We start from the raw sequence: 25,359 nt of genomic DNA, 5'->3' as shown, positions 1-25,359 counted from the left end.
CTAGCCGTGCGCTAGGCGAGCGACCGGGCGGTAGCTGCCCGAGTGTTAGGCGAGCGCTCCCCCGGCAGCGCTGAGTTTGCGGCGGAATTCTTCCAGGTCCCGGGCCGGGCCGGCCGGGAGTTCCCCGCCCTGTGCCGCAGCGGCTTCGAGCGCCGCGATGGCGGCCTGCCAGGCGGTGCGCGCCGCAGTCATATCCCGCGCTTCAGCGTGTAGATCGCCGAGCAGCCCGCGGCAGTGGGCAGCGGAGAGCTCCTCGCCCAGCCCCGCGTAGATCGCGGCGGCTGTACGCATGGCGGGAACGCCCTCCGCGGGCGCGCCGTTTTTGGCCTGGGCCACCGCAACGTGATGCCAGGACATAGCGGCGACTTCCCAGGCAGCGCGCTCGGCTTCGGTGGCGGTGGCGCTCGGCTTCCCGCCGGCGAGCTCCGTGGCGCGCGCCGCGACTTCCGCGAAATGCTCCGCGGCGGCCGGGTAGTCCCCACTTCCGAGCACCGCGCGGGCTCGCCCGAAAGCACAATCAATCGCATTAAATTCCTGGCCGGGGAGCGCCGCGAAGGCCGCCTCCGCCGCTCGGTAATCGCGCGCGGCCGCCGCGAACTGCCCGGCGTCCAAGCGCGCCGCGGCGAGGGTGGCCCGGATAGCCACCCGCCCCAGATCCGCCTCCGGCAGTGCACCCGCGGGTAGCAACGCCGCTTCCAAAGCCGCGATAGCAGCGGTTAAGTCGCCGGCTTCCGCGTGGGAGATTCCGGCGTTATACAGCGCATTGGCCTGCTGAGCTTCGTGCCCACCCAGGGCTGCGTACACGCCAGCCGCCTCCCGCATGGCCTGGGCGGCTGCGGCGTCGTGTGCGGCGTCGTGCAAAAAATATCCGTAGGTTTCCCAGGCGCGCGCGGCCCGTAAAGACGGCGGCGCGGCGCGATACGCCTCCACGGCGCGGCGCGCGAGGCCGAGGGGGTTCTCCCCCAGCTGCCCGGTAGCGAGCGCCGCGAAATACAGAGCATCCGGGTCGCTCACCCGGGCAAACAATTCAGGCGCGGAACTGCCGGGAAGTGCGGAATCGGAAAGGGCACCGCCAGAATTGTCAGCGCCGGAAAGTGCGCCGCTCGCGAGAATGCCGCCGGTGCTCCGGCCACCCGCGGCGCGACGCTCGGTTTCCCGCGCCTCCACGAAACGGGCGCGGGCCTCATCTTCATTGTGGCGCTCGAGGGCGGCGAGCCCGGCGCGCAGCAGCTCGGTAACGGTGGCGTGCATAGACATGTCGAGACGGATGAGCCGGCCTAGATAGACCGCAGTTTTTGGAGGACTTCGATCTGGAGCTCCTGGGTATTCGGCGCAGTCCGGTAGGCCGAATACGCCTGGTTGTAGGAGATGCGGGCGGCGTCGAAATCGCCGGCTTCCTCGTTGATCTCACCGATATGCCAGAAGCAATTGCCCATGCTCACGGCGGCATCGCCGTTTTCCGGGAACTGTTGGAAAAGCGAGATTGCGCGGCCGAGCCGGTCCGCCGCCTCGTCCATCTCCCCCACGGCTTTGAGGGAAATGCCCAGCTGGCCGTTGGTGACGGCGCGCTCCAGGTAGAGTTCCGGGTCACGCTCGAAAGCATCCGCGGCGGCGCGGTAGAGCTCGATGGCGTCCTTAATATTGCCGGCGCTGAAAGCCTGCTGGGCATCGTTGAAATAGGCAAGGCCCGCACGCTTGCCCTCGTGCGGATCGCGGGCGGCAGGCTCCGGATGCGCGGGAGTGACTGGTGTTTGCGTCATGTGCGGGCTTCTTTCTGACTTGTTCGGTTACGTGAGAGCGGCCGCCGGCGCGAGGCCGTGGCCTGGACCACTGACCATTCTATAACTTGTGAGCGGAAACACAAACTCGGGGAAGGTGTGCCTGACGTGGGTGCGCGAAGCGTCGCGGCGGTTCCTGCGCGCCGCGTGCCGCGCCGTGCCGCGCACCGTGCCGACGCTCGGGCGAGCACGCGAAAGGCGGGAGGCCGGGCGCTTTCACGCTCGGCCTCCCGCCTGATCGCTATGCGACTGCGGATGTACCGCCGCGGTTATTCACCCGGTGGCGCTATCCGCCACACCGCCACACCGCCACTATTCTCCACGACGGCGCAGTACCAGCACCCCGCCGGCCAGCAGCGCGAGGACCGCTCCCGCGGCTCCCAGCACTCCCGCACCGGTGTGCGGCAGGCGCGGGCCGGAGCCAGCCTGCGCGGGCGGAGTTGGGTTCACACTCGGGGTCGACGACGCCGCCGGCCCGTCCGTGCTTGCGCTGGACTGGGGCGCGGGCGCCGTGGTGCTCGCCGTGGGCACCGGGGTGCTCGGTTCCGGTTGCGGTGCCGGAGCCGTGCTTGTCGGGCTCGGTGCCGGTTCGGTTGTCGGTGCCGGAGCGGGAGTTGTCGGTGCCGGAGCCGTGGGCTCAGGCGACGTCGGCACGGGCGCCGGCGGTTCCGGCGTGGTCGGCTCCGGTTCGGGCGCCGGCGGAACCGGGGTCGTCACGGTCGGCGAGGGCTCGGGCTCAGGCTGCGCGCGATCCGAGGTCGGCTGCGGCGCGGGCGCCGTGGTCGTCGGCGAAGGAGCCGGCGCGGGCGTGGTCGGTTCCGGAGTTGTCGGCTCGGGTGCTGGCGGAACCGGAGGCTCCGGCGGCACCGGGGGCTGGGGCGGCACAGGCGGGACCGGCGCCACGTAGTGGAAGCCGAAATCGGCATCCAGCACATCGGCGGCGCTCAGGGTGATTTCCCCGGAGCTGGCCTTCTCCTTATCGCCCGAGCCTTCCCGGACGTGGGTCGTTTCCCAGGTCCCCTCGCGCTTCGGGAGGGTCGCGCGATCAACCACAACCGAGTACGTGCCAGGTTCCAGGCCGCGCACAAGGTACTTGCCGCTGGCGTCCGTCGTCGTCGTAATAAATGGTTCCGTATCGCCGGGGCGGAACACCTTCACGGTGACGCCCGCCAGGCCCGGCTCGCCCGGATCGTCCGCGCCGTTGTTATTCGTATCCTCAAAGATGCGGTCCCCCAGGTTCACGCCCACGGTCAGGCAAGCATTCGCCTTCGTGCCCGCGAACTTCTGGCCCTTCGAATCGAGGCGATCCTTGGCCGGGGTGAGGGCCTCGTTGCAGACCTGCTGAGAGCGCGCGGTTTCATCAATCACCGCGTACAGGTGCAGCACCTCTTCGCCGCCCGGGGCGATCCCGCGTTCGTGGGTGAAGCGCAGGTAGGCATCATCGGTGGCGCTCGGGTCCGCGCCCTCCACCGGGTCGCCGGTGCTCGGATCCACCACTTCGGTCACCGTGTCATTAATGCGCCAGGTGCCGGTGGCGGCATCGTACCCGCCGTTGGTGCTCCAGTAGCCCACGTAGGTGACGCCCTTGGGGAGCATATCGGTGATTTCCACGCCGGTGGCGAAGCCGGGGCCGGCGTTCTTGGCGCGCACCACGTACTCCACCACGGAGCCGGTAGCCCAACGCTCGGTTTCGTTCTGCTTCTCGATATCGGCGAGCTGCACGCCCTCGGCCAGGCTGGCATGCGCGGGATCAGCGGTCACCTTCTCGCTCAGCACGCCGAGATCAGCGGATTTCGCGTGAATATTTTCCTTGGTGAGGTCCAGGTCGAAAGGCATGGTCAGCCCCACCTTGGCCGGTTCGGTCGGCATCACGGGCGCGCCGGTTTCGGCGTTCTTACCGGTCACCGCATAGCTATTCCAGGCGATACCGCGGGCGGCGGCCGGAGCCGTCACATTGGCGTTGATCGTCCAGGTATCCGCACGGGTGAGCTTGGCATCCTGCGGGAATTCCACCCGGAAAGCACGCACCTGGGAGAAGTCCCCGCCCAGTTCCTCGGCGGTCTTCCAGGTGCCCGGCTCACAATTCTGCGGGCTGGAATCCTGGGCGGCACCCAGCTCCATAACTTCGCCGCGGCACGGGTTGATCGAGGTGGAGTACAGCACCGAGGTGGGCTGCGGGGTACCTTCCCCGAAGGTCAGCGGGCCGTTGAGGCGCGGGCGCCAGGTGGAGCCGCGCTCGTTTTCCGGGGTATTGGCGCCGCTCACGCCGTGGTCACCCGGGTAGGGCAGCACATCGTAAGCCACCACCCCAGAGACTCCCGCATTGCCGTTATTGACCAGGTCCAGCTTGAGTTCGGCATTGGAGGCCGGCGAAACGGTCCCGTAATTCGGGTTGGCTTGGAACTCGGTATCGACGTCGCCCTTCACGTAATTCTTGCCCGCGAGCGCCGGCAAGCCCGCCACGTTGAACTTCGTGGAGGTGGTGCAGCCGCGCGCTTCGGGGCGGTTGAGGCCGTCGAGGTTATCGGTGAGTTTGCGGCTGTCCGTGCGCGCCCACCAATTGCGGATGCACTGGTTCGGGGCGACGGCGGTGCCCAGGTTCGGGCGCTTGGCGTCCGCGAGGATCATGTCGTTGGTGTTTTCGCCGGGCTCGGTGGCCGCGGTGATTTTCGCGCCGAAGTAGAGCACCATTTCCGAGGAGTTGGAGCGGCTCTGGTCCCCGGTGCTGGGCGGGGCGAAGTAGTCGCCTGTGCTGCCGGGCGTGCCCGCGGCGCCGTTAGCGTCGTCGTTCGGCCAGGTGAAACGCACCAGTTGGCGCTGTTTACCGTCCACGGTTTTCATCTCGGTTTCCACCCGCATTTTGTCGAGCGGGAGGGTGGCCGGCCAGTTCGCGGAGGTGGTGATCTGCTGCTTGGGATCGTATTCCATGCCGGGGGCGAGCAGGTCCATGATCACCGGGTAGAGCTTGGCGCCCTTGCCGGTGTAGAAGCCCAGCCCGAAGGTGTAGGTCTGGCCGGTTTGGAAGAGTTCGCCGGGCTTGGTATCGAGGTTGCCGACCATCTGGCCGCCCAGGTGCGAGGTTTTCGACACCCCGTAGGTGGGGTAGCCGTCCACAATCGCGACCTGCGCCGCGGATTCCCGCGTGGTGATTTTCGCGGGCAGGTCCGGGGTCGGGTTGCCGGCAAAATCGAGAGATTGCGCGGTTACGACGGCGCGATTCTCCAGCGTGGGGACCTCGTAGCGCGGGGCGGAGCTGTAGGTGGCGCCGTCGGGCGCGGTGGTGCCGTTATGCACATCGGCCGGGAAATCCGCCACCACGGTTCCGCGGATTTCCAGCGTAATATCGCTCCGTTCACCGTTGACTACGTCCACGTCCAGGGCGATGGAGGTGATCTCTTCTCCCGCGGGAACGGGAAGGTCAAAATCCCGTGTGGTAGTTGGGTCGACGACGACGCTCAGCTGCTTCCCACTCGTGGTGGTGTAGGTGACTGTGGCCGGGACATTCTTACGGAGCGGGCGGACCAGGCCGGCCTTGACATTGCGCAGGGCCGGGGTGGCGCAGGCGCCGGGAGTTTCCGGGGAGACGTAGCGGCAGGGCAGGTTATCGGCCACGTGCATGCGCAGCGGCACATTTCCGGTATTCGACCAGGAAATATCCCAGCTGGCTTCCCCGTCGCGCTGGGTCACGGCCTTATTGGAGGTTTTGCGGAAATTGCCTTCGGCACGCAGGTTTTGCAGCTGGCGGGTCACGGAATCGGTGGCGGTGACGGCCGCGTGCTTGGGATCGAGCGGGGTGCCGGTGGCTTGCACATTGTTGGTGGCGCTGGCACCTTCAGCGAAAGTACCGGCTGGGAAGGCTACCGTGACGCGGTAATCTTCGATGGCGCGTACGACGGGTGCGCCGGGAACCACCCAGGTGACGGTGCGGGTGGCCGGATCGTAAGTGCCGCCATTGGTGGCGCGTACGAATTCCGCACCTTCGGGCAGGGTATCGACCAGGCGGATCTCGGTGAGGCCCATGAGGCCGGGGGTGCCGGTGCCCGGGTCCTGGAATTTGTTTTCGTTGGTATTGAAGGCGCCTTCGTAACCGGCGGTAATGGTGTAGGTGTACTGGCCGCCGATGGCCGGCTGGGATTCGGGAGCGAATTTACGGACCGCGATGGTGGGGGTGGCGTGAACCGGGGTGGCCAGTTCCACCGGGTCGGCTACCAGGCCGTTCGTTTCGCCGGCAACCTTCGGGTGGATCGCTTCGCCTTCGGGCCAGCGCAGGTTTTCCGGGCGCACCTGCACGCGCATGGCGCCGGTGGTTCCCACCGGCACGGTGCCCAGGTTCCAGGTGTAGGTATCGCCTTCGCGCACCGGGACTGCGGATTGGTCATGGGAAGAATTGGTAGCGCTCACGTGGGTGAGAGGGAGGTTATCGGTATCCGAGATGGAATCGACCAGGCCGGGGATGGTCACGCTGAGAGTGGTGTTCTCGCATTGACCTTGCACGCCGGCGCAGGACCATTGCACGTCATAGCTGGCCAGCGCGCCGGATTTCACGCCGTTGGCTTTCTGGTCGGCAGGTTCGGCCACCGCGACTTCCAGGCGGGCCGAGGCCGCTTCCGCGGCACGCTCGGCGTTTTCGGTGGTTTCGCCGGTGGCGTTGGTGTTGTCGCCGGTGGTGTTTGCGGCGTTGTCACCATTCGTTGTGACTCGCACGTTCGCGGCCATGGCCGGCGCGGTCAGCGGAATCGCTCCGCCCACCGCGACGACGGCGGCAATAAGCGCCGCCACCGCACCCGTGATCAACCGGTGCGCCGCGGCTCGCGAACGCGCCGCTCCCGTTCTTAATTTTTGCATTCTTAGATCCCTTATTAGTTACCCGTTTTACCGGATTCCACGCCCCGGCGGCGCGGTGAGACGCCCCCAAACACGTGGCTCAGCTGCGGAAACACCTTGATGACTCGAGGCACTCCTGGCGCCCCGCGATTATAAACCGTTTGGAAGGTGTTCAAGCACGACTTAAATAACTATGTGGTAAATCTTATCTTCCGAGGTAACTGTCTCAGAGTATGACCATATGCGCTGGTGGCGGCGGTGCCGGGGGTGTTGGCAGCGGCGTCGATGTCGCGGCGCGGCGCTGGCGCGGGGCGTCGATGTCGCGGCGTGGCGGACGTGTGGTGGCGGTGGTGGTGGTGGCGGCGGTGGTGGCGGCGGGAATCCCACAAGTCACACAAGTCTCATCAACCTCAATAGTCACACGTGTCCCCGCGGTGGTGGTAGGTGTTTTCAGAGCTGTAGTGCAGATGTCGTACATGCGAAGTACATCCCGGAAAAACACACCCGCCCCGGCCTGCGCGGGACAGGTGGAGTGAGTCATTCTCAAGCGTCAAGGCTGCAAAGTGCGCGTTCTGGACATTGACCCCCGCGAAGTGCGCATTTCGAACCGTGGTGCCCGTCAAGTGCGCGTAAGGAACATAAATTCGCTCTGAAACAGTGCTCTCCCGCGCACTTTGTTTCGAGGGCCACCGGGACTAGCCACTATCCACCTATTACTGCCCAGCAAAGTGGTACTCGACGACAGCGGAACGCGCAAAGTGGTACTGCACGACAGAAAATCGGGGGTTGGCTGTAGCTCCAGTACCACTTTGCGATCCGACATGATGACGGGCAACCCGCATCGCCATCAGCCCCGCAAGCTGAAGCTTTCCAACGCGAAAGAGGGCAAAGCGAGCAAAGAAAGCATCGGAAAAGACGCACGAAGTGCAGCACAAAGGGCCGGCAGCCCAAAATGAACTACCGGCCCTTGTTACCGCTATGACCGCTATTACGGCTCATGCGCGGAGCCGCGAACAGCGCACGAACACGCCCGCTTCACGAGCGGCCCGAAAGCGCCACCCTTACTTCATGCGGGTGCCGGTGGAGCCGAGGCGCTCGCACGCTTCGACAACGCGGGCGGCCATGCCGGCTTCGGCGGCCTTGCCCCACGAGCGCGGGTCGTACTGCTTCTTGTTGCCCACTTCGCCGTCGATCTTGAGAACGCCGGAGTAGTTGGTCAGCATCCAGTCGGCCACCGGGCGGGTGTAGGCGTACTGGGTGTCCGTGTCCACGTTCATCTTGATGACGCCGTTTTCCACCGCGGTGCGGATTTCTTCGGCGGTGGAGCCGGAGCCACCGTGCATGACCAGGTCGAAGGGCGATTCCTTGCCAACCTTGGCACCGACTTCCTTCTGGATCTCACCGAGGATTTCGGGGCGCAGCTTCACGTGGCCGGGCTTGTACACGCCGTGCACGTTCCCGAAGGTCAGCGCGGTGATGTAGCGGCCGTTTTCGCCCAGACCCAGCGCTTCAACCGTCTTGAGGCCGTCCTCAGCGGTGGTGTACAGCTTCTCGTTGATTTCGCCAACGACGCCATCTTCTTCACCGCCCACAACACCGATCTCAATTTCGAGAATGGTATTGGCCTTCTGGGAGAGCGCCAGCAGTTCCTTGGCGATTTCCAGGTTCTCATCCAGCGGCACGGCAGAGCCGTCCCACATGTGGGAGTTGAAGTAGGTCTGCTTGCCGGCCTTGTGCTGCTCAGCTTCGAGCTCCATAAGCGGGCGGATCCAGGAATCGATGTTCTGCTTGGCGCAGTGATCGGTGTGCAGCGCGATGGTCACATCGTAGTTCTTGGCGACGGCGCGCACGTACTCCACCAGGGCGATGGAACCGGCCACGCGATCCTTGACGGTGGAGCCGGAGAGGTATTCGGCGCCGCCCACGGACACCTGGATGATGCCATCCGATTCGGCTTCCGCGAAACCGCGCAGGGCAGCGGTGGCCGTCTGGGACGAGGTGACATTGATGGCCGGGTAGGCAAACTTATTTGCCTTGGCGCGGTTGAGCATTTCGTCGTACTGTTCGCGGGTTGCAACAGCCACTGAGATCTCCTTTATTCGGCGTTCCTCGAACCATCTGTCCGAGAGGTTTTCTGTGTGAGCACGCGAACCACCGCGATGTGGCGAAGGCTCCGTGCGAGTGCCGCGACCGGCACTCTTTGAGGGTTCCTCAAACAGATTTTATTATCCCACGTTTGACCCCGCCGTGGCCGGACCTTTGCCCTGAGGCGAAAGATTCACCCCGCCGCGCATTCGGGATACGATGAGCGAGGAAGCGGCTGCCGGCCCGGTGCACGCACACGCGCCCGCGCGGAACCGGATCCGCACCGCCCGAACCACCGAAGCCAGCACGAGAGAGTCACCATGATCACCAGCGACACCACCGAGGCCGCTCGCGAACTAGCCGAGCTCATGGCCGGGCGCACCACCGTAGTTATCGCGGGGGCGGGCGTCTCCACGGCATCCGGCATTCCCGATTACCGCGGCACCGGCTCCTCCGATGCCCCCTCCATTGATTACGACGCCTTCGTTTCGGATCCGGTATGGCAGCGCTGGGTGTGGCAACGTAATCAGGAAACGTGGCGCGCGCTGAGCGGCGTCGTCGCCAATAACGCCCACACGGCACTGGCGCGTTTCGAAAAAGCGGGCCTTATTAATGGCGTCGCTACTCAAAATGTCGATAATCTCCACCAGAAGGCCGGTTCCACCAGGCTCGCGGAACTGCACGGGAATTTTTTGCGGGTCGTATGCGTGGAGTGCGGGGCGGAGTTTCCGCGCGCGGAGATTGCGGCGCAGCTCGACGCGCTCAACCCGGGCTGGCCCGAGGATCCCGATCCGGCGCACGTGGCGATTTTGGCTTCCGCGGACCGCGCCGGGGCGGAGGCCTCCACGTTCCGGGTGGCGCCGTGCCCGCGCTGCGGCGGTCTGCTCAAACCCGCGGTGGTATTTTTCGGCGAGGCGTTGCCGCGCGATGCGATGGAGCAGTCTTTTGCGTGGGCGCGCGAGGCCGATGTGGCGCTGGTGGTGGGCACGTCGCTCGCGGTGCTGACCGGTTCGTGGGTGCTGGGCGAGGCGCTCCAGCACGGCGCGGCGTGCGCAATTATTAATATCGGCCCGACCACCGCGGATCATTACGCCGATCTGCGCGTGGAGGGGGACGTGGGGACGGTGCTCGCGGGCGCCGCGAATCTTTTAGGAGCGTGAGTCCATGCGTGGTTCAGCTTTTAGCGACGACGACGGCGCACGCGGCTGGTTCAAACGCCGCCGCCAACGCAAACGCGCCCAGGACCTGGCCGAATGGCAAACCCGCGCGCACCGTTCGGCGTTTTCGGAAACTCCGCCGCGCGCCGGTGCCGGCTCGGCTTTCTCGGAGCCGGAAGGCGAGCGCCGGCCGGTGGTGGCGCGGGCGAAGGAAGGCGCGCGGGGTAGCGCGGGTGGGCGAGTTAGCGCGGGCTCGCGGGGTGGCGCGGGTTCGCGGGGCAAAGAGCGCTCGCGCACTCGCCAAGGCACCCGCACGAAACCGCATCCGCGCGATGAGCGGGCGATGCGCCAGGCGTATGCGAGTAGCGCGCAACTGCTGCCCACCGTTCCGCCGGTCCCCTATCCCGCGAGCGCGGGTGCGCAGCAGGCCGGCGGCGCAACCGGACCCTACGGCGCGGCGCATACCACCGGCGCAACCGGATCCTACGGCGCGGCGCATACCACCGGCGCAACCGGATCCTACGGCGCGGCGCATACCACCGGCGCGCGGGTCAATACCGCGCCGCCGCCCGAGGCGCCGAAGAAAAAGAAGGACCGCGGCCTCTTCTGGTGGCTCATCATTGTTTTTGTGTGCTTCCCGGCCGGGTTTTTCCTTGCCGATATGGAAGATGAGGTAAGCGATCCGCCGGCCGAGGTGGGGAGCGCGCAGAACGCTGAAGATTCCGGCGGCGTAGATTCCGGCGGCGCCGGGGGCGCTGCGAACGCCGCGGTTCCCGAGGCCGGCGCGCAGCCGCTGGCTACTTACGCACCCGTTCCGCAGAATCTTGCCGAAACGCAGGCGGTTCGCACGGAATCACACATTCCTGCCTTCCTGGATCGGCCTTTCGTTATCCCCGCCGGGCACGTTTTCGGCGGCTACAACGCTAAGGCGGATTCCACGAGCTTTTATGACACGGAAACCGGGCAGCTGCGTTATTCCTTGCCTGGGGAGCTCACGTGTACCCAGGCTGGTGACACCGCGAATATGTGGTGCACGCCAAATTACTGGGGGAATCCCTTCGCCAGCTCATATATTTCGGACACTCCTGCCACTTTGCGTGCGGCGGCGGATGGCGCGGTGATCTGGCAGAGCAGTTCGGAGGCGCAGGCTTTCGCGCCCGGGGTGCTGCTCTCCCAAGCTGGGGGCCGCGAGGATCGTTTCTCTTGGCTCTCCCCCACGGACGGCGCGGTGCTGCACGAAATAACCCGCCCCGCCTCGCTCGGGAATTTTCACGTGGCGCCGAGCGGGGAGCTGCTGCTTTTTGATCGGGAGAGCACCACGGTCAACTGGACTGTTTTCGATTCCGGAGGCCGCACTCGTGGTTCTGGTTCGGTGGAGGCGGAGGATGTGGAAAGCGCCTCGGTCGTGCCAACCACGGATGGCTGGTTCATCCCGGAGGCCAATCTGGCTATCACGCTGGAGGGGAAGGTGAGCACCGGGGCACCGTTGCCTGGAGAAGTGTCGGTGCGGGAGGCTAGCTGCCCGGCTCCGCAAGCGAGTAACGCGCAGCTGCGGGAGAATCTGGAGAAACTGCTCGGGCAGCAGCCGGCGAGTTCCGCCGCGCGGTATCAGGTGGCGATCTCCGCCTGCGTGCCGGGCGGGGTGACGTATCTTTCTAGCTTGACCGGATCTACCACCACGGTAGTGGCGGCGGGTCAGCTGCGGGAGATTCCGCTCGCGAGCGCTAGCTTGGATTTTGCGGCGCTCGGTAACGGGATTGTGTTGACGGGTTACCGTGAGGATTCCCGTGACGCCACCTTTGCTTTCGACTGGAACCAGGGCGAGGCCCCGGTCTGGTCAGTGCCCGCCACCATAACCGATGCCGTGCCCGGCTACGGCTTCGTCGGCACCGACTATTCCACCCCCGATTCCAAACCGGCCTACTACGCTTTCCGGGCGAAGTAGGTCTTGAGCAGCAGCCGCGGTCTTGAGCTTCGTCCGCGGTCTTGAGCCTTTGCCGCGGCATTGCTAGAGTTTATTCACCAGTACCGGCCCGCCCATCCGCCTCGCGAGTGGGTCAGGGCCGGTCTTCACACACCGTCACTTCTCTTCTGAACCCGCACCACCCCGCGGTGCCGGGTGCCGCTTGTCGATATACGCGCTGCACCCCATCGAGGTCACCAGCATCCACACCACCAGCAGGAACGACGGCCACCGAATCGATTCGTACGCGTACTGAAACACCAGGAAGGACAGCCCGGCAATGATTCCGTAGCCGGTGTCGAGGAGGTATCCGAAGCGCCGCGGCGTTCGCCCCACCGCGCGCGTCATGTAGAAACTGGCGATGCTAAAAAGAATAAGTACGACGACGAAGCTCCATAGCGGGAAGGAATGCCGGCCAGCAAGGAAAACCACCGCGAGGGCAAACCCGAAGCCGACGAGGAGGATGATCAGAAAGCTTGCGATCTTACCAATGGGGACTTTCCTGCTTAGCTGCCGATGCTGCGGTGCGTCTGCCATAGACCATTCCCTTCGCCATTGAATATCGGCCATAATTATCCTATGAACGAGGATGTCACACAAGAACCTACGCAGCAGCACACAGACACCACGCAAGCACCCGCCGATTCTGCGCAAGCACCCGCAAGCTCCAGGCCCGCATCCGTAGATTCCACACACGCACCCAAGAACCGCGAGAAATCCGCCGAGAGGGCGTACCGCTACCGCAAGGGTGCTACTTTGCTCATCGTGGTCGTTGCCGGATTGACTGCGGCGATACTCCTGTTCTGGGCCACCGGTGATCCGGAGGTGGAGATGTGGATGTTCTGGACTTCCACCCTCGTTTACCTGGCGGCGAGCGTGCTTCTCACCAAAGCTGCGGCAGCCCTGCGCCGGGCGCGTGGCGTGCGAAGTCCGTGGGGCTATGTCTTGGATACCATCTACGGTGCTTTCTTCGGCATCTCTTTCATCATCGCAACCGAGCTACCCCGCATCACGCTCTTCGGCGGCCTCAACTGGTACTCCGGCCTGGCCTGGCTCTGGCTCGTCGCCTTCGCAGTGTTCTTCAGCACCTACCTGGCCCAGCGGCATCCGAGCAGAAGCAGCGAGCCAGCAGGGAAACCGCACGAGTGACGGGTAGACTGAGGACGTACAGGGCACGCCGCAACGGTTCCCTCACCCGTAATTTGAGCAAGAACTATGCTCAACCTAAGAATCGAAAGGGGTACCTACGATGAACCGTGAAGCCCGCGAGCACAACGAAACCATCACGCCTAACAGTGCGCAGATCGAACGGTTGCGAATCGCCTTTCCCGAGTACTTCGATGAGCAAGGCTCCTTCATGCTCGACAGATTCGAGCAAATGCTCAAAGAAGAAGACCTGAACCTCACACGCGAAGGCTACGAGCTGAAATTCCTCGGCAAGTCATACGCGAAATACCTAGCGGGTTTAGAGACCGAAACCGTCGTGGTTCCTGACCTGGAGCACAATGCCGAACCCGAGAACAAAGACTCCGAGAATCTTTACATAGTCGGCGACAACCTCGACGCCCTCCAACATCTGGTCAAGTCGTACGCAGGCAAGGTCAAGTGCATCTATATCGACCCGCCGTACAATACAGGATCTGACGGATTTGTGTACAACGACGATTTCGGATTCACCGCCCAGCAGCTCGTCGAACGAATTGGCATCAGTGAAGACGAAGCCGAACGCATACTCGACATGCAAGGCAAATCATCCCACTCCGCATGGCTCACCTTTATATATCCACGCCTCGTGCTAGCCAGGGAGCTTCTGAGTGATGACGGTGTGATCTTTATCAGTATTGATGAAAACGAACAGGCTAATCTTACTCTGTTGTGTGATGAGGTCTTTGGCGAGCAAAACTCAATAGGAACCCTAATTTGGAAATCAACTCCTGGATCAAATACCGGCTCTGACTTGAAGACAGTCACTGAATATGTCGTGACTTACGCAAAGAATGCCGCTGATGCAGAATTCAAAGGCGTGGCCCCCGACGCCAATACGTACAGGAGAAGGGATGAACATTTCCCTTGCAGGGGCCCTTACAAGGAAAATAAACTTGACCGCCGGATGACAGGGAATCATTATTCAGATTCTCTGAACTATCCAATACCTATGCCTGATGGAACAGAATTGTGGCCTGGAAATAGCACGACGAAAATTGAACATTGGAACTGGAGATGGAACCAGGAAAAGGTCAAATGGGGTCTTAAAAATGGCTTTATTTTGTGTAAACAACGAAATGGAAGTTGGTCTGTTTATTTCAAGCAGTACTTACTTGTAGATAACACAGATACTCCTATAAACAGAGGTGTACCTCCGAAGAATTTACTTGAAATCGACGGACTTTCGGTTAGTGATCTAGACGGAGTTAGCTCCGCCCGAGGGACGGCAGATGCGATCTCAGTATTAGGAGAAAAATACTTCGATTACCCCAAGCCCCTAAACTTAATCAAATACCTACTATCCCTCATGCCCTCTGACGGGATTTATGTAGATTTCTTTTCAGGTTCGGCAACAACTGCGGAAGCTGCTTTGCGTCTTAATGCCGAAACCTCTTCAACACGGCGATGGATTCTTGTGCAGATACCCGAGCTGGTAGCACCGGACTCGATTTCAAGCGCTTCGCGAGTTGCTTACAGAGATGGTTTTCGCACGATTGATGAGATTGGTCGTGAGCGGATTAAGCGCGCGGCCGCCAAGATCAAGGAGGACACTGACGCGGACATTGATTATGGCTTCAAGCTCGTGCGTCTTGAGTCACCGAAGATAAAGACTTTGGATGAGCTTGATTCCTTCACCCCAGATCCGGCAGAAGTTCTTGCTGGGGATTATGTGTCGAAATTTGATCTTGATGGCACTCCTGGTCGAGAAGTAGTTTTGACTACGTGGCTGAACCAGGACGGTTTCGGGCTGCTTGCTAAGCCCCGCAAGGTCGAGCTTGTGGGTTACGTGTTAGATGTTTGCGAGGATTCGGCTTACATCATCAATCCCGGAATCACGTCGGAGGATCTGCAGGAGCTAGTGCGCCGGCTTGAGACTAACGAGTTGCAGTTGAGCCGTGTGGTGGTGTTCCCGTATTCGGTGACCTTTAGCGTGATGCATGAGTTGAAGAAGAATCTATCGGTGCTCAAATCAGGGCAGAGCGTTGAAGTAATCGAGAGGTTCTAGAGCCAATGAAGATTCGTCTGCAGACTCTTGAGCATCAGACGCAGGCTATTGCCGCGCTTGGGCACGTGTTTGATGGTGTTGAGCTGGATTATTCGTCCCGTAATGAGGCGAACCCTGTTTTCGATGTTGGCGATCCGAAAATTGCGGAGAATATCGCCGAGATTCAGCAGGGCCAGCTAGAGGGTGTTCCGGCTATTGCTAAATGCCTGCGCACCCGGCAGGGGGATGCTTACCTTGGCGTCGATGTACGTATGGAGACTGGTACCGGTAAAACATACGTGTATACGCGTGCTATGTTCGAATTACATAAGCGCTTCGGGTTCAACAAGTTTATTATTCTGGTGCCCTCAACACCGATTAAGGAAGGCACACGGAACTTTATCGAGTCCGACTACGCCCGTGAACATTTCGCCGATATCTATGGGATGCAGACAAGATTATCTTTAGAGGTACTCAATCCTCAGAAGCGTTCTAAAGGCCGCAAGATGTTTCCTACAGCGGTGACCTCCTTTGCTTCTGCTTCCAGGTTGCAGCGTAACCGGATTAATTGCTTGTTGATGACTGATGGTATGTTGCAGTCAAAGGCGACGATGGCCAAGGATTATGACCAGACCGTCCTCGGTTCGGCATCGGTGCCGTATGAGGCATTGGCCGATACTCGTCCGATTGTATTGATTGATGAGCCGCACCGTTTCCGCAAAGAGAATAAAGCCTGGAATACCCTGATCGAGCAAATTCACCCTCAAGCGGTTATCCGGTTTGGTGCAACGTTCCCTAAAGCCGAAAAGAGCGGGGTGGTTGATTACAACAACTTGGTATTTAACCTTGGCTCTATTGAGGCGTTCAATGATCAGCTGGTTAAGGGTGTTGCAGTGCAGTACCCGCAGAACCCCGCCGAGAGGTCGGTGCGGTTGAAACTGACAAGCCTGTCGGCATCTAAACCCAAGACGGCCACATTTAGAGATGAGGATTCGAAGAAGACTTTTGAGCTGAACCTTGGCGATAGCCTGGGCAACGTTGACGGCAATTTCGCCGGCATCACGGTCGAGGGCGTTGGTAAGACTGAGAGTCCTGCGATTAAGTCCGGTGTCACGTTATCGAACGGGCAAATCCTCGCGCGCGGGGACACCATCACCTCTGGAGTGTATTCAGACACTTATCAGGCATTGATGCTCGAGCGTGCTATTGTGAATCATTTTGATGCCGAGTGGGAGAATTTCAGGCGTGCCCGCAAGGTGAAAACACTGAGCCTATTCTTCATTGATTCGATTGATTCCTACCGTGGTGAAGAGGGTCGCGACGGGCATCTGCGGCTGAAGTTCGAGGAACTGCTGGCTGAGGAGATTAAACGTCGACTTGCAGGTTTTGAATCCCCTAGTGACTCGCTATCTCGCGAATACGTCGAATACTTGCGGGCATCCTTGGCTGATGTTCAAGCGACGAATGGCGGCTATTTCTCGGCTGATAATTCCTCTAGTGATGAGGCTATCCAAGCTGAAGTGGATGCGATTTTACGTGATAAAGAATCGCTGTTGTCATTCCGCAACCACGATGGAACTTGGAACACAATGCGGTTCATTTTCTCCAAGTGGACGCTACGCGAGGGGTGGGATAATCCCAACGTGTTCCAAATCGTCAAACTACGATCTTCCGGATCTGAGATCTCTAAACTCCAAGAAGTCGGTCGCGGGCTGCGTCTGCCAGTTGACGAATATGGCAACCGGATAGCTGGAGAACAGTTCTACTTGACCTATTTAATTGACTTTACCGAAGCTGACTTCGCCAACCGGTTAATCAACGAGATCAACGCTGAGGCTGCCACCGACACCCGTAACGTCGGGAAACTCTTGGAGCAAATCGCCGCTAAATACGGACAAACAGAAAAACAATTATTCATACTGCTCCTAACCCAGGACCTAATCGACACCGATAAGAATATTATTGAAGGGAAAGCCGAAAAACTGTTTTCACTGTACCCCGAGTTTAATACTGGGCTAAAGCACGATAAAGTGGTTGAGAAACCGTTGCGCGTTAATATCCGCAAAGATAACTTCGCCAAAATCAAATCACTTTGGACGCTAGTGAACAAAAAGTACTACCTACGCCTTGAAGAACTCACAGATACGGAGCTACAAGAGTGTGTCGACTACGTCCTTGGATGCGAAGAGGACGTGTACTCTCAACAAGTAGGTCTAGTCAGGCAGGAACGTATTCAACGTGATGAAACAGGACAACTGGTTACACAATCTGAGGCGTTAGATACCTACAAGATTGAAGATGCACTCACCTATGGAGATTGGCTGAAAGCGGCTTATAAGCAGACTTTCTTGCCCACAGAGGCAATTCATGCTGGTCTTGTTCGCAGAAATGCCGATCAGAAACTGCCGGATGATTTCTTTACGAAGGCGACTTTAGCAAAGTTCGTATCTAAGTTCCATAATTGGATGCAAGACACCTTCGTCAACCGTTTCTCCTATACAAAGATCGAAGGCATAACTGGACCCACGGCATTGACCAACGCAGACGGTCAGCCACTGGATTCCATCGTACAAGGCAACGTCGGAGTGTTCAGAGATACGCAATCAAAGGTGCCAGAGCGTTATCTTTACGATGCATTCGTATACGACTCTGATCTTGAACAGCAGAACATCAAACGCTCCTCAGTTAATGAGGTAGTTGTTTTCGGTAAGATCCCGCGCCGTTCCATCAAGGTGCCGCTGTATTTCGGCGGAACCACAAGCCCGGACTTCATGTACGTGCTACACACTGAAGACGGCGACGTGACATTAAACTTCATCGTCGAAACCAAAGACGTCAAGGACAAGAACGATCTGCGCGGAACCGAAAAACTCAAGATCACGGCCGCAAAGAAGTTCTTCGAATCTATGCAGGAAGCAGGTGTTAAGGTCCGCTTCGAGCCACAACTGAAAAACGACGACATCGCGGTGATGATCAATCAGGTGGTGCAATTTGGATAGATGGGAACCCCGCACCGATCTGGAGATGCTTCACAATCTGCTGTTGCAGGGCGAGAATGAGCACTTGGACTACAAGCTCCGCCTCGATCTCGATAACGCTGAAGGGCGAGTAAAATTCGCCAAAGACATAGTTGCCTTAGCGAACACGCATCCTGGCGGGCACCTAATTGTTGGAGTGAATAATGATGGGTCGATTCCAGCTCAGAAGGAGCACTTTGACCCGGATCAATATGACAGTGCGAAACTTCGTGACCGAGTGTCTAAGTATGTAGAGGGACCAATTGATATTCGGTCCCAAATCCACAATATTGACGGCAGTAAAGTCCTATTGATCGCCGTATCTCCTGGAACGACATATCCCATTCCGATGAGCAAGTCAGGTGACTACACAGACTCTCTTGGCAAGAATTGCCAGGTATTTCGAGCTGGAGACGTGTATCTGCGTGAAGGTAGCCAAAACGTTGCCTTGCGATATGGGCACTGGGAACGGCTTCTTTCAGCACACGATCAGCAGATACGTGACGATACCCACCGCACTATAGATACCCTCATCAAGAAGCTTTCCAAGCTACAGGTCAATAGCTCAGGTACTGCGCTCAGCATCCCTTTGTCACTCGACATGAGCTACGGCTCGTTGAGCGTAGCAGTTGCTTCGCACCTTTCAGCCACCGATACGGTTCCAGTCGAACAGCTTCTACGTAAAGCCCTCCAATCGGAAGATGCCCAACAGGATCGGAAACTGACCATTATCGCTGTTGTTGCAGTACAAGCGTTGGCGTACAACAACCTTGATTTGGTCTCATTTGCGGTGGATCAACTATTCGAAATCCGCGAAAGTGCATCCAACGATACGAAACGCCAACTTGAAGTCATCGTTTTCCTTTACCTCATCGGGGCAGCAGCGGTACGCTACAAACGCTGGAGCACACTGCTCCCCATGGTGTTACGAGGCGGCACCGATGACTCTTACCGGTCTTGGATACGTGAAACACAAGTAAATGCTTCAAGAGCTAACCTCTTTCCAGAGCAGTCTGGGTTGATGATTGATGCCGCCCGGGCGCTCATGTCTCATACACCTGAGCTGCGTCCAGATATCGAAGGAGAGCTACCAGTTGAAGACTTACCTCGTGATGACGCTTCACTGAATTCGTTGTGCCAGTTCGACTTTATACAGGTGCTAATACAAGAACTGGTACCCGATGCCGGGCAAGCTGAAGGCTATCCTGCATGCGCAATCTATTCAGATACACGGGTCCGATCATTTGCCAACGAATACGTTCGCAACCCCAAGGTGCGTAGCGAACTGACACACCAGAACGATGAAGATCTCAGCCGTAAGGTCTTTGCTTCCGCTTGCGATGTTGCCCGTAGAGCTTCGTCTGTACTTGGCTTCTGGTGGAACAGCCCAAGCCCAGAAGCAGATGAGTACATCCAAGGAGCTTTCCGCAGTTAATCGAACCTTTTGACGCGCCCGCCCACTTCGTTTGCTGACCTTGTGCGTGACGTCGTATGACCGCCTCCTCACCAACGCCAGCCCGTTAGTCTGCCCCTTGGCCGGTATGGGCCGGCGCCGGTAAGGCGGGTGTCGCTCCGTTACGCAGGGATTCGTCCTGACTGGATTAGCTTGCGGTACCAGTGGGCGGAGGCCTTCGGGGTGCGCTCGAGGGTCGTGTAGTTGACGTGGACAATGCCGAATCGCTTGGTATACCCATAGGACCACTCGAAATTGTCCAATAACGACCACACGAAGTAGCCCCGAACATCTGCACCCTGCTCAATCGCCGCATGCACCGCAGCGATATGGTCACGAAGGTAGGAAATGCGCTTCGGGTCATCAATCTGGCCCCCGGTCACCTCATTCGGATCAGCATCGGCCATTCCGTTTTCCGTGACCATCAAGGGCAGATCCGGATAGCGCTCCGACAACTCGAGCAGCAACTCCGTGAGACCGGTCGCGTCAATCGGCCAGCCCATCTCCGTTTTTTCGCCCGGAAGCTCCAGGAATTCCACCCGGTCAGCGCTCACCCACGGCGACTTCCCGGAAGGATCATGCCCGTCATGGCGTTCGGGAACAGCACCCTCCGGAGCCATCCGCACCTTAGTGGGGTTATAGTAATTGACCCCCAGCACATCCAACGGCTGGTTAATGAGCGCAAGATCGCCGTCGTGAATAAAATCCCACCGCACATCACGCGAGGTGAGCTCCACTAGCTCTGGAGGATACGTGCCCTCAAGCATGGGCCCGAGGAAAGCCTCATTCCCCAGGAGTCGGATCTGCTGAGCGGCCTCGTGCGAACTCGGGTTAGTCGGATCATCCGGGAGAACAACATGGAGATTCAGCGTCACCGAAATCTGCGCATCCGCCCCGCATTCCTCCCGAATCGCCATCGCGGCGAGCCCGTGTGCCAGGTTGAGATGATGTACAGCCTGCATCGCCTGCTGCGGATCCTGAATTCCCGGAGCGTGCACTCCCGCGGCATACCCGAGGTAGGCAGAACACCAGGGCTCATTCAGGGTAGTCCACACCGACACTCTGCCCGCGAATTCACGGGCGAGCACCCGCGCGTACTCCTGGAAAGCGAAGGCGGTATCTCGAGATGCCCAGCCGCCCTTATCCTGGAGATACTGCGGGAGATCCCAATGGTAGAGGGTGACAACAGGTTTGATATTTCGCGCGTTGAGCGCGTCGATAATCTTCCCGTAGAAATCAAGACCAGCCTGATTCACGCCGCCCATTTCGGTGGGCATGATACGCGGCCAGGCGATAGAAAGACGATAGGCGCCAACTCCAAGCCAGTCGATAATACCGATATCTTCCTGCCATCGGTGGTAGTGATCGCAAGCGGTATCGCCAGTGTCACCGCTATGGATCTTTCCGGGCGTGTGAGAAAACGTATCCCAGATTGACGGCCCGCGGCCACCTTCATGAACCCCTCCTTCAATTTGATAGGAGGCTGTTGCGGTCCCCCACACAAAATCCGATGGGAACTGCATGGTTTCTTGAGACATCTCTTTAGCTCCCTTCGCTCAGCCGAATAGTTGCTGTGCTTGTGCCGGCTTCGTAGCTGAACTCTTGGCCCCGGTACTTGAGATTCCAAGCGGCCTGCGTCGTCGTCGTTACTTCACAAGCGCCGGCAACGTGCGCGACCGTGAACGTGACATCCGGTGCGCCCGTTCCCGCATCGGACGCCGGGATAGTGACGGTATATGTTTGTCCCTCGAAAAGCGAGGTGGCATCGAGAGTAACACCATCGGCCCAGTTATAGACGGGAGTATCGGTCTTCTTGCCGAAGGGAATCACGGCACCTTCTCGAATCATGACGGGAAGAGTGCTGTATCCGTGGGTTTCCGTTACCCAGCGCGAACCGGTGAGGACGTCTCCCGAGAAAAGACTGCGCCATTTTCCGGCCGGGAGATAGTAGGTGACCTTGCCGTCCGGCCGGAAAACCGGAGCGACGAGAATATCTGAACCGAGCATGAACTGGGTGTCAATTTCGCGGGTTGCGGGATCCTCGGGGAATTCAAGAACCATCGGACGCAAAACAGGCGTTCCAGTTTTGTGGGCTTCGCGTGCAGCCTGGCCGATGTACGGCATAAGCCGTAGCTTCAGATCAACGAAACGCCGCGTCACCTCCACAGCTTCCTCGTCGAAAACCCACGGGACGCGGACGGTACCCGAGCCGTGCAATCGCGAGTGCGAGGATAGCAGGCCGAAAGCGAGCCAGCGCTTGAAGAGGCCCGCGTCTGGCATGCCTTCGAAGCCGCCAATATCGTGACTCCAGAAGGAGAAGCCTGACATCGCGATGGAAAGCCCACCCCTGAGGGTCTCGCCCATGGACGCATAGGTTGAATCGCAGTCGCCACCCCAGTGAACGGGCATCGCCTGGCCTCCCACGGTTGCCGAACGCGCGAAGAGTACAGCTTCGCCCTCGCCTCGTTCCTCCGTGAGGAGATCGAAAACAGTTCGGTTGTAGAGGTGCGCGTAGTAGTTGTGCATGCTGACTGGATCAGCACCGTTATGCCATGCAATACCGCTCACGGGAATGCGTTCACCGAAGTCCGTTTTGAAACAATCCACTCCCATATCGAGTAGTTTCTTCAACTCCCCCCGGTACCATTGCGCAGCCTTGGGATTCGTGAAATCGACGAGGGATAGACCTGCCTGCCACAGGTCGGTGTGCCAGATACTGCCATCGCTTCGCTTCACGAGGTAGCCGTTTTCCGCGCCTTCCTCCCAGAGGCGGGAGCGTTGGGCAATATACGGATTGATCCAGACGCAGACCTTGAGGCCCTTGTCTTTGATTCGCTGGATAAGGCCGCGCGGATCCGGGAACGTGACGGGATCCCAGACGAAATCGCACCAGTGGAACTCGCGCATCCAGAAGGTATCGAAGTGGAAAACCGATAGCGGGATATCGCGCTCGGCCATTCCATCGATAAAGGACATCACTGTTTCTTCGTCGTAGCTGGTGGTGAATGAGGTTGTTAGCCACAGCCCGTAGGACCAGGCCGGTACCTTAGGCGGCCGCCCGGTCAGCGCGGTGTAGCGCTCAAGGATCTCCTTCGGGCTGGGACCGGCAATAATGAGGTATTCCAGTTCGTCGCCGCTGACCGAGAATTGGATACGGGAGACTGCCTCGGATCCGATTTCGAATGACACATCGCCGGTGTTAAGGACAAGGATTCCGTAGCCGGCAGTTGAGATATAGAAGGGAACGTTTTTGTATGCCTGTTCTGAGGACGTGCCGCCGTCTTCATTCCAGATGTCAACAGATTGGCCGTTCTTCACGAAATGACCGAACCGTTCACCCAATCCGTAGACGCGTTCGCCGGGCTGGAGAACAAATTGCGCGAAGGAATATCGCTCTTGGTCTGGGGAGATTGCCAGCCCAACAGAACGCGTGGTCATTTCCGTTATGTTTTCGCCGTTGAGCGAGACACGGATGCCATCCCATGTGCCTTCGCGAGGAACCGTGACAGAAAGATTATCCGCAGTTACGCGGTAGTCCTCAGAGTTTTCGTCAATAGAGCCCTGGTACGTGGGATCGAAAGAGAGTTCCGGTTGAATGGGAGGAATAGTGTTTTTCCGCCACCGATGCTGGCGGACTCGAATTACTCCGGGAGCAATTGGTTCGAAGGCCATATCGAAAAGACCTGTGTTAAGGGTGTCCCCTCGGCTAGTGATATTTTTGATGGGCGCCAAGACTTCAAGTACGGGCCGATCATCTATGCTGATCGGAGCAACTTGGCGGATCTGCTTTGCCCGTTCAATCGTCCAACCCTTGCGGTCAAGCCAGAAACCGTTAGTGAATTTCACAGTAACCTCATATCTAGTTCGAGAACTGACATTATTTGAGCGCGCCCGCGGTAATGCCGCGTGAAAGTGTGCGCTGGAAAATCAGGAAGAAGATAAATGTTGGGATCAGCGATAGGAGTGCTCCTCCGTTGAGGGTGGGAACGTCAAGCATACGATCCCCTTGTAGTGATGCTAGGGCAATCGGAACAGTTTGGTTTGCGTTTGAGGTCAGCATGACGAGCGGAATGAAGAACTCGTTCCACGTCCAAATGAAGAAGAAAGTCATGAGGACCCCGAGCGTGGGCCGTACATTCGGGAACACCACTCGCCACAAAATAGTCCAGCGGGAGGCGCCATCGAGCTGTGCTGCTTCCAGGAGTGCAGGTGGGAAGGTGCCGAGAACCGAGGCGAGCAGGTACGTGCCGAATGCTGATTGGATAATCGTGAAGATAATGACGATGCTCCACAAATTGTCATTCAGGCCGACTTTCTGCGCCATCGAGAAGAGCGGGTAAATAAGCACTTCCTGCGGCAGCATATTGGCGAGCAGGAAGAGGCCAACAATGACCGCACTCCCCTTGACCCGCCCGATGCCAATGGCGAAGGCGTTGAAAAGCGAGATGATCACCGCAAAGAAGGCGACCAGACCTGAGGTCCACAGCGAATTCCACACCTTCTCCGGGAACTCAACGCGATCCCAGAAAGCGGCGATACCGTCGGTATACAACTCGGTGGGAAGCGCGAGCGGACCACCGGAGGAATAATCCGTTGGCGACTTGAACGCATTAATAATCATCAGCAGGAACGGCGCGATCATGAGTAAGCCAAATAGGACCGCGAATGCCAGGACGATCCAGCGTTTGATACCGCGATGATGACGGTCCCGGTTCTTCACCCGAACGAGGCGCGGTTTACTTGACGTGGTCGCCGTTGCTGACGTGACTGACGTGGGAGAAGTGGGCGGAACGTTCGGAGTTTCCGGTGCTTCCAAGCGGGTTGTTTCACTAGACATGTCACACCCCCAGCATGTCTTTCTTCGCGGCGCGGTTTTGGAAGTACTGAATGACCACGGCGACGATGATGATAATGATGGTTAGAACAGTTGCGATTGCCGCCCCATAACCAACTTTCGATTTGTCGAAGAAGTTGAGGTAGGAATAGTACGAGGGCACGAGTGTCGAACCTTCAGGGCCACCGCGGGTAAGCACGTAAATCGGTGCGAATACCTTGAGCGATGCCACCGTGCAGGTAAGAACGATGACGAAGGTTTCCGGCTTAATCTGCGGAATAGTGATGGCCTTGAACCGCTGCATCCACCCTGCACCATCGAGCTCCGCGGCTTCGTAGAGTTCGGGATCAACGCGTTGCAGCGCTGACATGAAGATAACCGTGGGGTAGCCAATCTGGATCCAGATGAGAACCAGCATCACGGATGGCAGTGCTGTGCTGGTTGACCCCAACCAGTTCGGGGGCGAGGAAACGCCTATCGCACTCAGAATCTGATTGAGGGCTCCTGTTTCAGCATTGAGGATCCAGTTCCAGACGATTCCAGCAATAGAAACCGGAAGGAGCTGCGGCAGGTAATACGTTGCCCGCAAAAATGATGCGATTTTGCTATTGAAACTTCTCCCGACGAAATCGAAGAGAATCGACGCGAGCAGCAGCCCTATCAGAGTAGGGATGATGACCATCGCGATGATCATCGCTACTGAGTTCTTGAAGGACATCCAAAAATCGGCATCCTGCATGAGGGAAACGTAGTTATCGAACCCGACCCACCGTTTTTTCGATGCGCCGCCTTTCCACTTCGTCATCGAGTAGTACAGATTTGAAAAGAAGGGGATGAGGATGATGATCGTAAATCCGATTCCCCCTGGGATCAGGTAGAGCCAAAACCCGCGGCGGGATTTCTTTTTCATGTGATGCTTGTGTGTGGTACTCATGGCAAGCGCACTCCTCTAGGGTGATCTGCGATCAGCTGTGGTGGCGGCCAGGACCGGTGTTCCAATGGTGGCTGATAAAAGTGGTGCTTGTCGAGAGGGAGAAAATGTTATCCACCTCGGTGGT

General features: G+C 59.1%; 15 protein-coding genes. 6 read left to right on the top strand and 9 right to left on the bottom strand.

From position 1 onward, the window contains the following. Positions 1-45: 45 nt before the first annotated feature. The 4 genes from ACRQDJ_RS07150 to fbaA all read right to left on the bottom strand — a co-directional run bounded on the left by ACRQDJ_RS07150 (position 46) and on the right by fbaA (position 8,692). Positions 46-1,257 carry a hypothetical protein gene (locus tag ACRQDJ_RS07150; protein WP_284897247.1) on the bottom strand — a complete coding sequence of 404 codons (1,212 nt, stop codon included), beginning with the start codon at positions 1,255-1,257 and terminating at the stop codon, positions 46-48. Between the two features lie 20 nt (positions 1,258-1,277). Next, on the bottom strand, positions 1,278-1,760 hold the full coding sequence (locus ACRQDJ_RS07145; protein ID WP_026428701.1) for a tetratricopeptide repeat protein: 483 nt from the start codon (positions 1,758-1,760) through the stop codon (positions 1,278-1,280). 330 nt (positions 1,761-2,090) lie between these two features. Further along, entirely contained in the window at positions 2,091-6,623 is a 4,533-nt protein-coding gene (locus tag ACRQDJ_RS07140) for an SdrD B-like domain-containing protein (protein WP_284897249.1), read from the bottom strand. A gap of 1,040 nt (positions 6,624-7,663) precedes the next feature. Beyond that, on the bottom strand, positions 7,664-8,692 hold the full coding sequence (gene fbaA / locus ACRQDJ_RS07135) for a class II fructose-bisphosphate aldolase (RefSeq protein WP_257960156.1): 1,029 nt from the start codon (positions 8,690-8,692) through the stop codon (positions 7,664-7,666). Between the two features lie 315 nt (positions 8,693-9,007). On the opposite strand from fbaA, the gene ACRQDJ_RS07130 reads away from it, so the two are divergent. After that, complete coding sequence (locus ACRQDJ_RS07130) at positions 9,008-9,847, top strand: Sir2 family NAD-dependent protein deacetylase (protein WP_284904726.1); 840 nt, start codon at positions 9,008-9,010, stop codon at positions 9,845-9,847. 4 nt (positions 9,848-9,851) lie between these two features. Beyond that, positions 9,852-11,789 carry a hypothetical protein gene (locus ACRQDJ_RS07125; protein WP_435717927.1) on the top strand — a complete coding sequence of 646 codons (1,938 nt, stop codon included), beginning with the start codon at positions 9,852-9,854 and terminating at the stop codon, positions 11,787-11,789. Between the two features lie 135 nt (positions 11,790-11,924). Here the strand turns inward: ACRQDJ_RS07125 and ACRQDJ_RS07120 are convergent, their stop codons facing one another. Further along, positions 11,925-12,377: a hypothetical protein gene (locus ACRQDJ_RS07120; protein ID WP_101657657.1), complete on the bottom strand. Its 453-nt coding sequence runs from the start codon at positions 12,375-12,377 to the stop codon at positions 11,925-11,927. Between the two features lie 9 nt (positions 12,378-12,386). Between ACRQDJ_RS07120 and ACRQDJ_RS07115 the strand changes: the two genes are divergently transcribed. From ACRQDJ_RS07115 to ACRQDJ_RS07100, 4 genes are all read left to right on the top strand, one after another. Further along, positions 12,387-12,956 (top strand): hypothetical protein, encoded by a 570-nt coding sequence (locus ACRQDJ_RS07115; protein WP_101657656.1) that lies wholly within the window; start codon positions 12,387-12,389, stop codon positions 12,954-12,956. Positions 12,957-13,056: 100 nt separating this feature from the next. After that, positions 13,057-15,018, top strand: a complete 1,962-nt coding sequence (locus tag ACRQDJ_RS07110; protein WP_087070272.1) for a site-specific DNA-methyltransferase — start codon at positions 13,057-13,059, stop codon at positions 15,016-15,018. Between the two features lie 5 nt (positions 15,019-15,023). Further along, entirely contained in the window at positions 15,024-17,996 is a 2,973-nt protein-coding gene (locus tag ACRQDJ_RS07105; RefSeq protein WP_087070271.1) for a type III restriction-modification system endonuclease, read from the top strand. 64 nt (positions 17,997-18,060) lie between these two features. After that, complete coding sequence (locus tag ACRQDJ_RS07100; RefSeq protein WP_180948675.1) at positions 18,061-19,449, top strand: AlbA family DNA-binding domain-containing protein; 1,389 nt, start codon at positions 18,061-18,063, stop codon at positions 19,447-19,449. Between the two features lie 140 nt (positions 19,450-19,589). Here ACRQDJ_RS07100 and ACRQDJ_RS07095 read toward each other — a convergent pair whose 3' ends face one another. From ACRQDJ_RS07095 to ACRQDJ_RS07080, 4 genes are read right to left on the bottom strand one after another with little or no spacing between them, the layout of a single operon-like run. Continuing rightward, positions 19,590-21,005: a GH1 family beta-glucosidase gene (locus tag ACRQDJ_RS07095; RefSeq protein WP_087070269.1), complete on the bottom strand. Its 1,416-nt coding sequence runs from the start codon at positions 21,003-21,005 to the stop codon at positions 19,590-19,592. A 4-nt stretch (positions 21,006-21,009) separates the two neighbouring features. Next, a complete protein-coding gene (gene yicI, locus ACRQDJ_RS07090; RefSeq protein ID WP_087070268.1) occupies positions 21,010-23,313 on the bottom strand; it encodes an alpha-xylosidase in 2,304 nt (767 codons plus the stop codon). A gap of 31 nt (positions 23,314-23,344) precedes the next feature. Beyond that, complete coding sequence (locus ACRQDJ_RS07085) at positions 23,345-24,304, bottom strand: carbohydrate ABC transporter permease (RefSeq protein ID WP_087070267.1); 960 nt, start codon at positions 24,302-24,304, stop codon at positions 23,345-23,347. Position 24,305: 1 nt separating this feature from the next. Further along, the gene (locus ACRQDJ_RS07080; protein ID WP_087070266.1) at positions 24,306-25,235 is read right to left on the bottom strand and encodes a carbohydrate ABC transporter permease; all 930 of its coding nucleotides are present in this window, start codon (positions 25,233-25,235) and stop codon (positions 24,306-24,308) included. Between the last annotated feature and the right edge of the window lie 124 nt (positions 25,236-25,359).

This window comes from Actinotignum urematis (assembly GCF_051264595.1).
Classification (GTDB): Bacteria; Actinomycetota; Actinomycetes; order Actinomycetales; family Actinomycetaceae; genus Actinotignum; species Actinotignum timonense_A.
This window is presented reverse-complemented; position numbering and strand designations above follow the sequence as displayed.

What these genes read in the sequence shown, in the direction of transcription:
- ACRQDJ_RS07095 (WP_087070269.1), bottom strand. Translation starts at nt 21,005, where the DNA reads ATGTCTCAAGAAACCATGCAGTTCCCATCGGATTTTGTGTGGGGGACC.
- ACRQDJ_RS07150 (WP_284897247.1), bottom strand. Translation starts at nt 1,257, where the DNA reads ATGTCTATGCACGCCACCGTTACCGAGCTGCTGCGCGCCGGGCTCGCC.
- ACRQDJ_RS07105 (WP_087070271.1), top strand. Translation starts at nt 15,024, where the DNA reads ATGAAGATTCGTCTGCAGACTCTTGAGCATCAGACGCAGGCTATTGCC.
- ACRQDJ_RS07085 (WP_087070267.1), bottom strand. Translation starts at nt 24,304, where the DNA reads ATGTCTAGTGAAACAACCCGCTTGGAAGCACCGGAAACTCCGAACGTT.
- ACRQDJ_RS07110 (WP_087070272.1), top strand. Translation starts at nt 13,057, where the DNA reads ATGAACCGTGAAGCCCGCGAGCACAACGAAACCATCACGCCTAACAGT.
- ACRQDJ_RS07080 (WP_087070266.1), bottom strand. Translation starts at nt 25,235, where the DNA reads ATGAGTACCACACACAAGCATCACATGAAAAAGAAATCCCGCCGCGGG.
- ACRQDJ_RS07125 (WP_435717927.1), top strand. Translation starts at nt 9,852, where the DNA reads ATGCGTGGTTCAGCTTTTAGCGACGACGACGGCGCACGCGGCTGGTTC.
- ACRQDJ_RS07130 (WP_284904726.1), top strand. Translation starts at nt 9,008, where the DNA reads ATGATCACCAGCGACACCACCGAGGCCGCTCGCGAACTAGCCGAGCTC.
- ACRQDJ_RS07120 (WP_101657657.1), bottom strand. Translation starts at nt 12,377, where the DNA reads ATGGCCGATATTCAATGGCGAAGGGAATGGTCTATGGCAGACGCACCG.
- ACRQDJ_RS07145 (WP_026428701.1), bottom strand. Translation starts at nt 1,760, where the DNA reads ATGACGCAAACACCAGTCACTCCCGCGCATCCGGAGCCTGCCGCCCGC.
- ACRQDJ_RS07140 (WP_284897249.1), bottom strand. Translation starts at nt 6,623, where the DNA reads ATGCAAAAATTAAGAACGGGAGCGGCGCGTTCGCGAGCCGCGGCGCAC.
- ACRQDJ_RS07115 (WP_101657656.1), top strand. Translation starts at nt 12,387, where the DNA reads ATGAACGAGGATGTCACACAAGAACCTACGCAGCAGCACACAGACACC.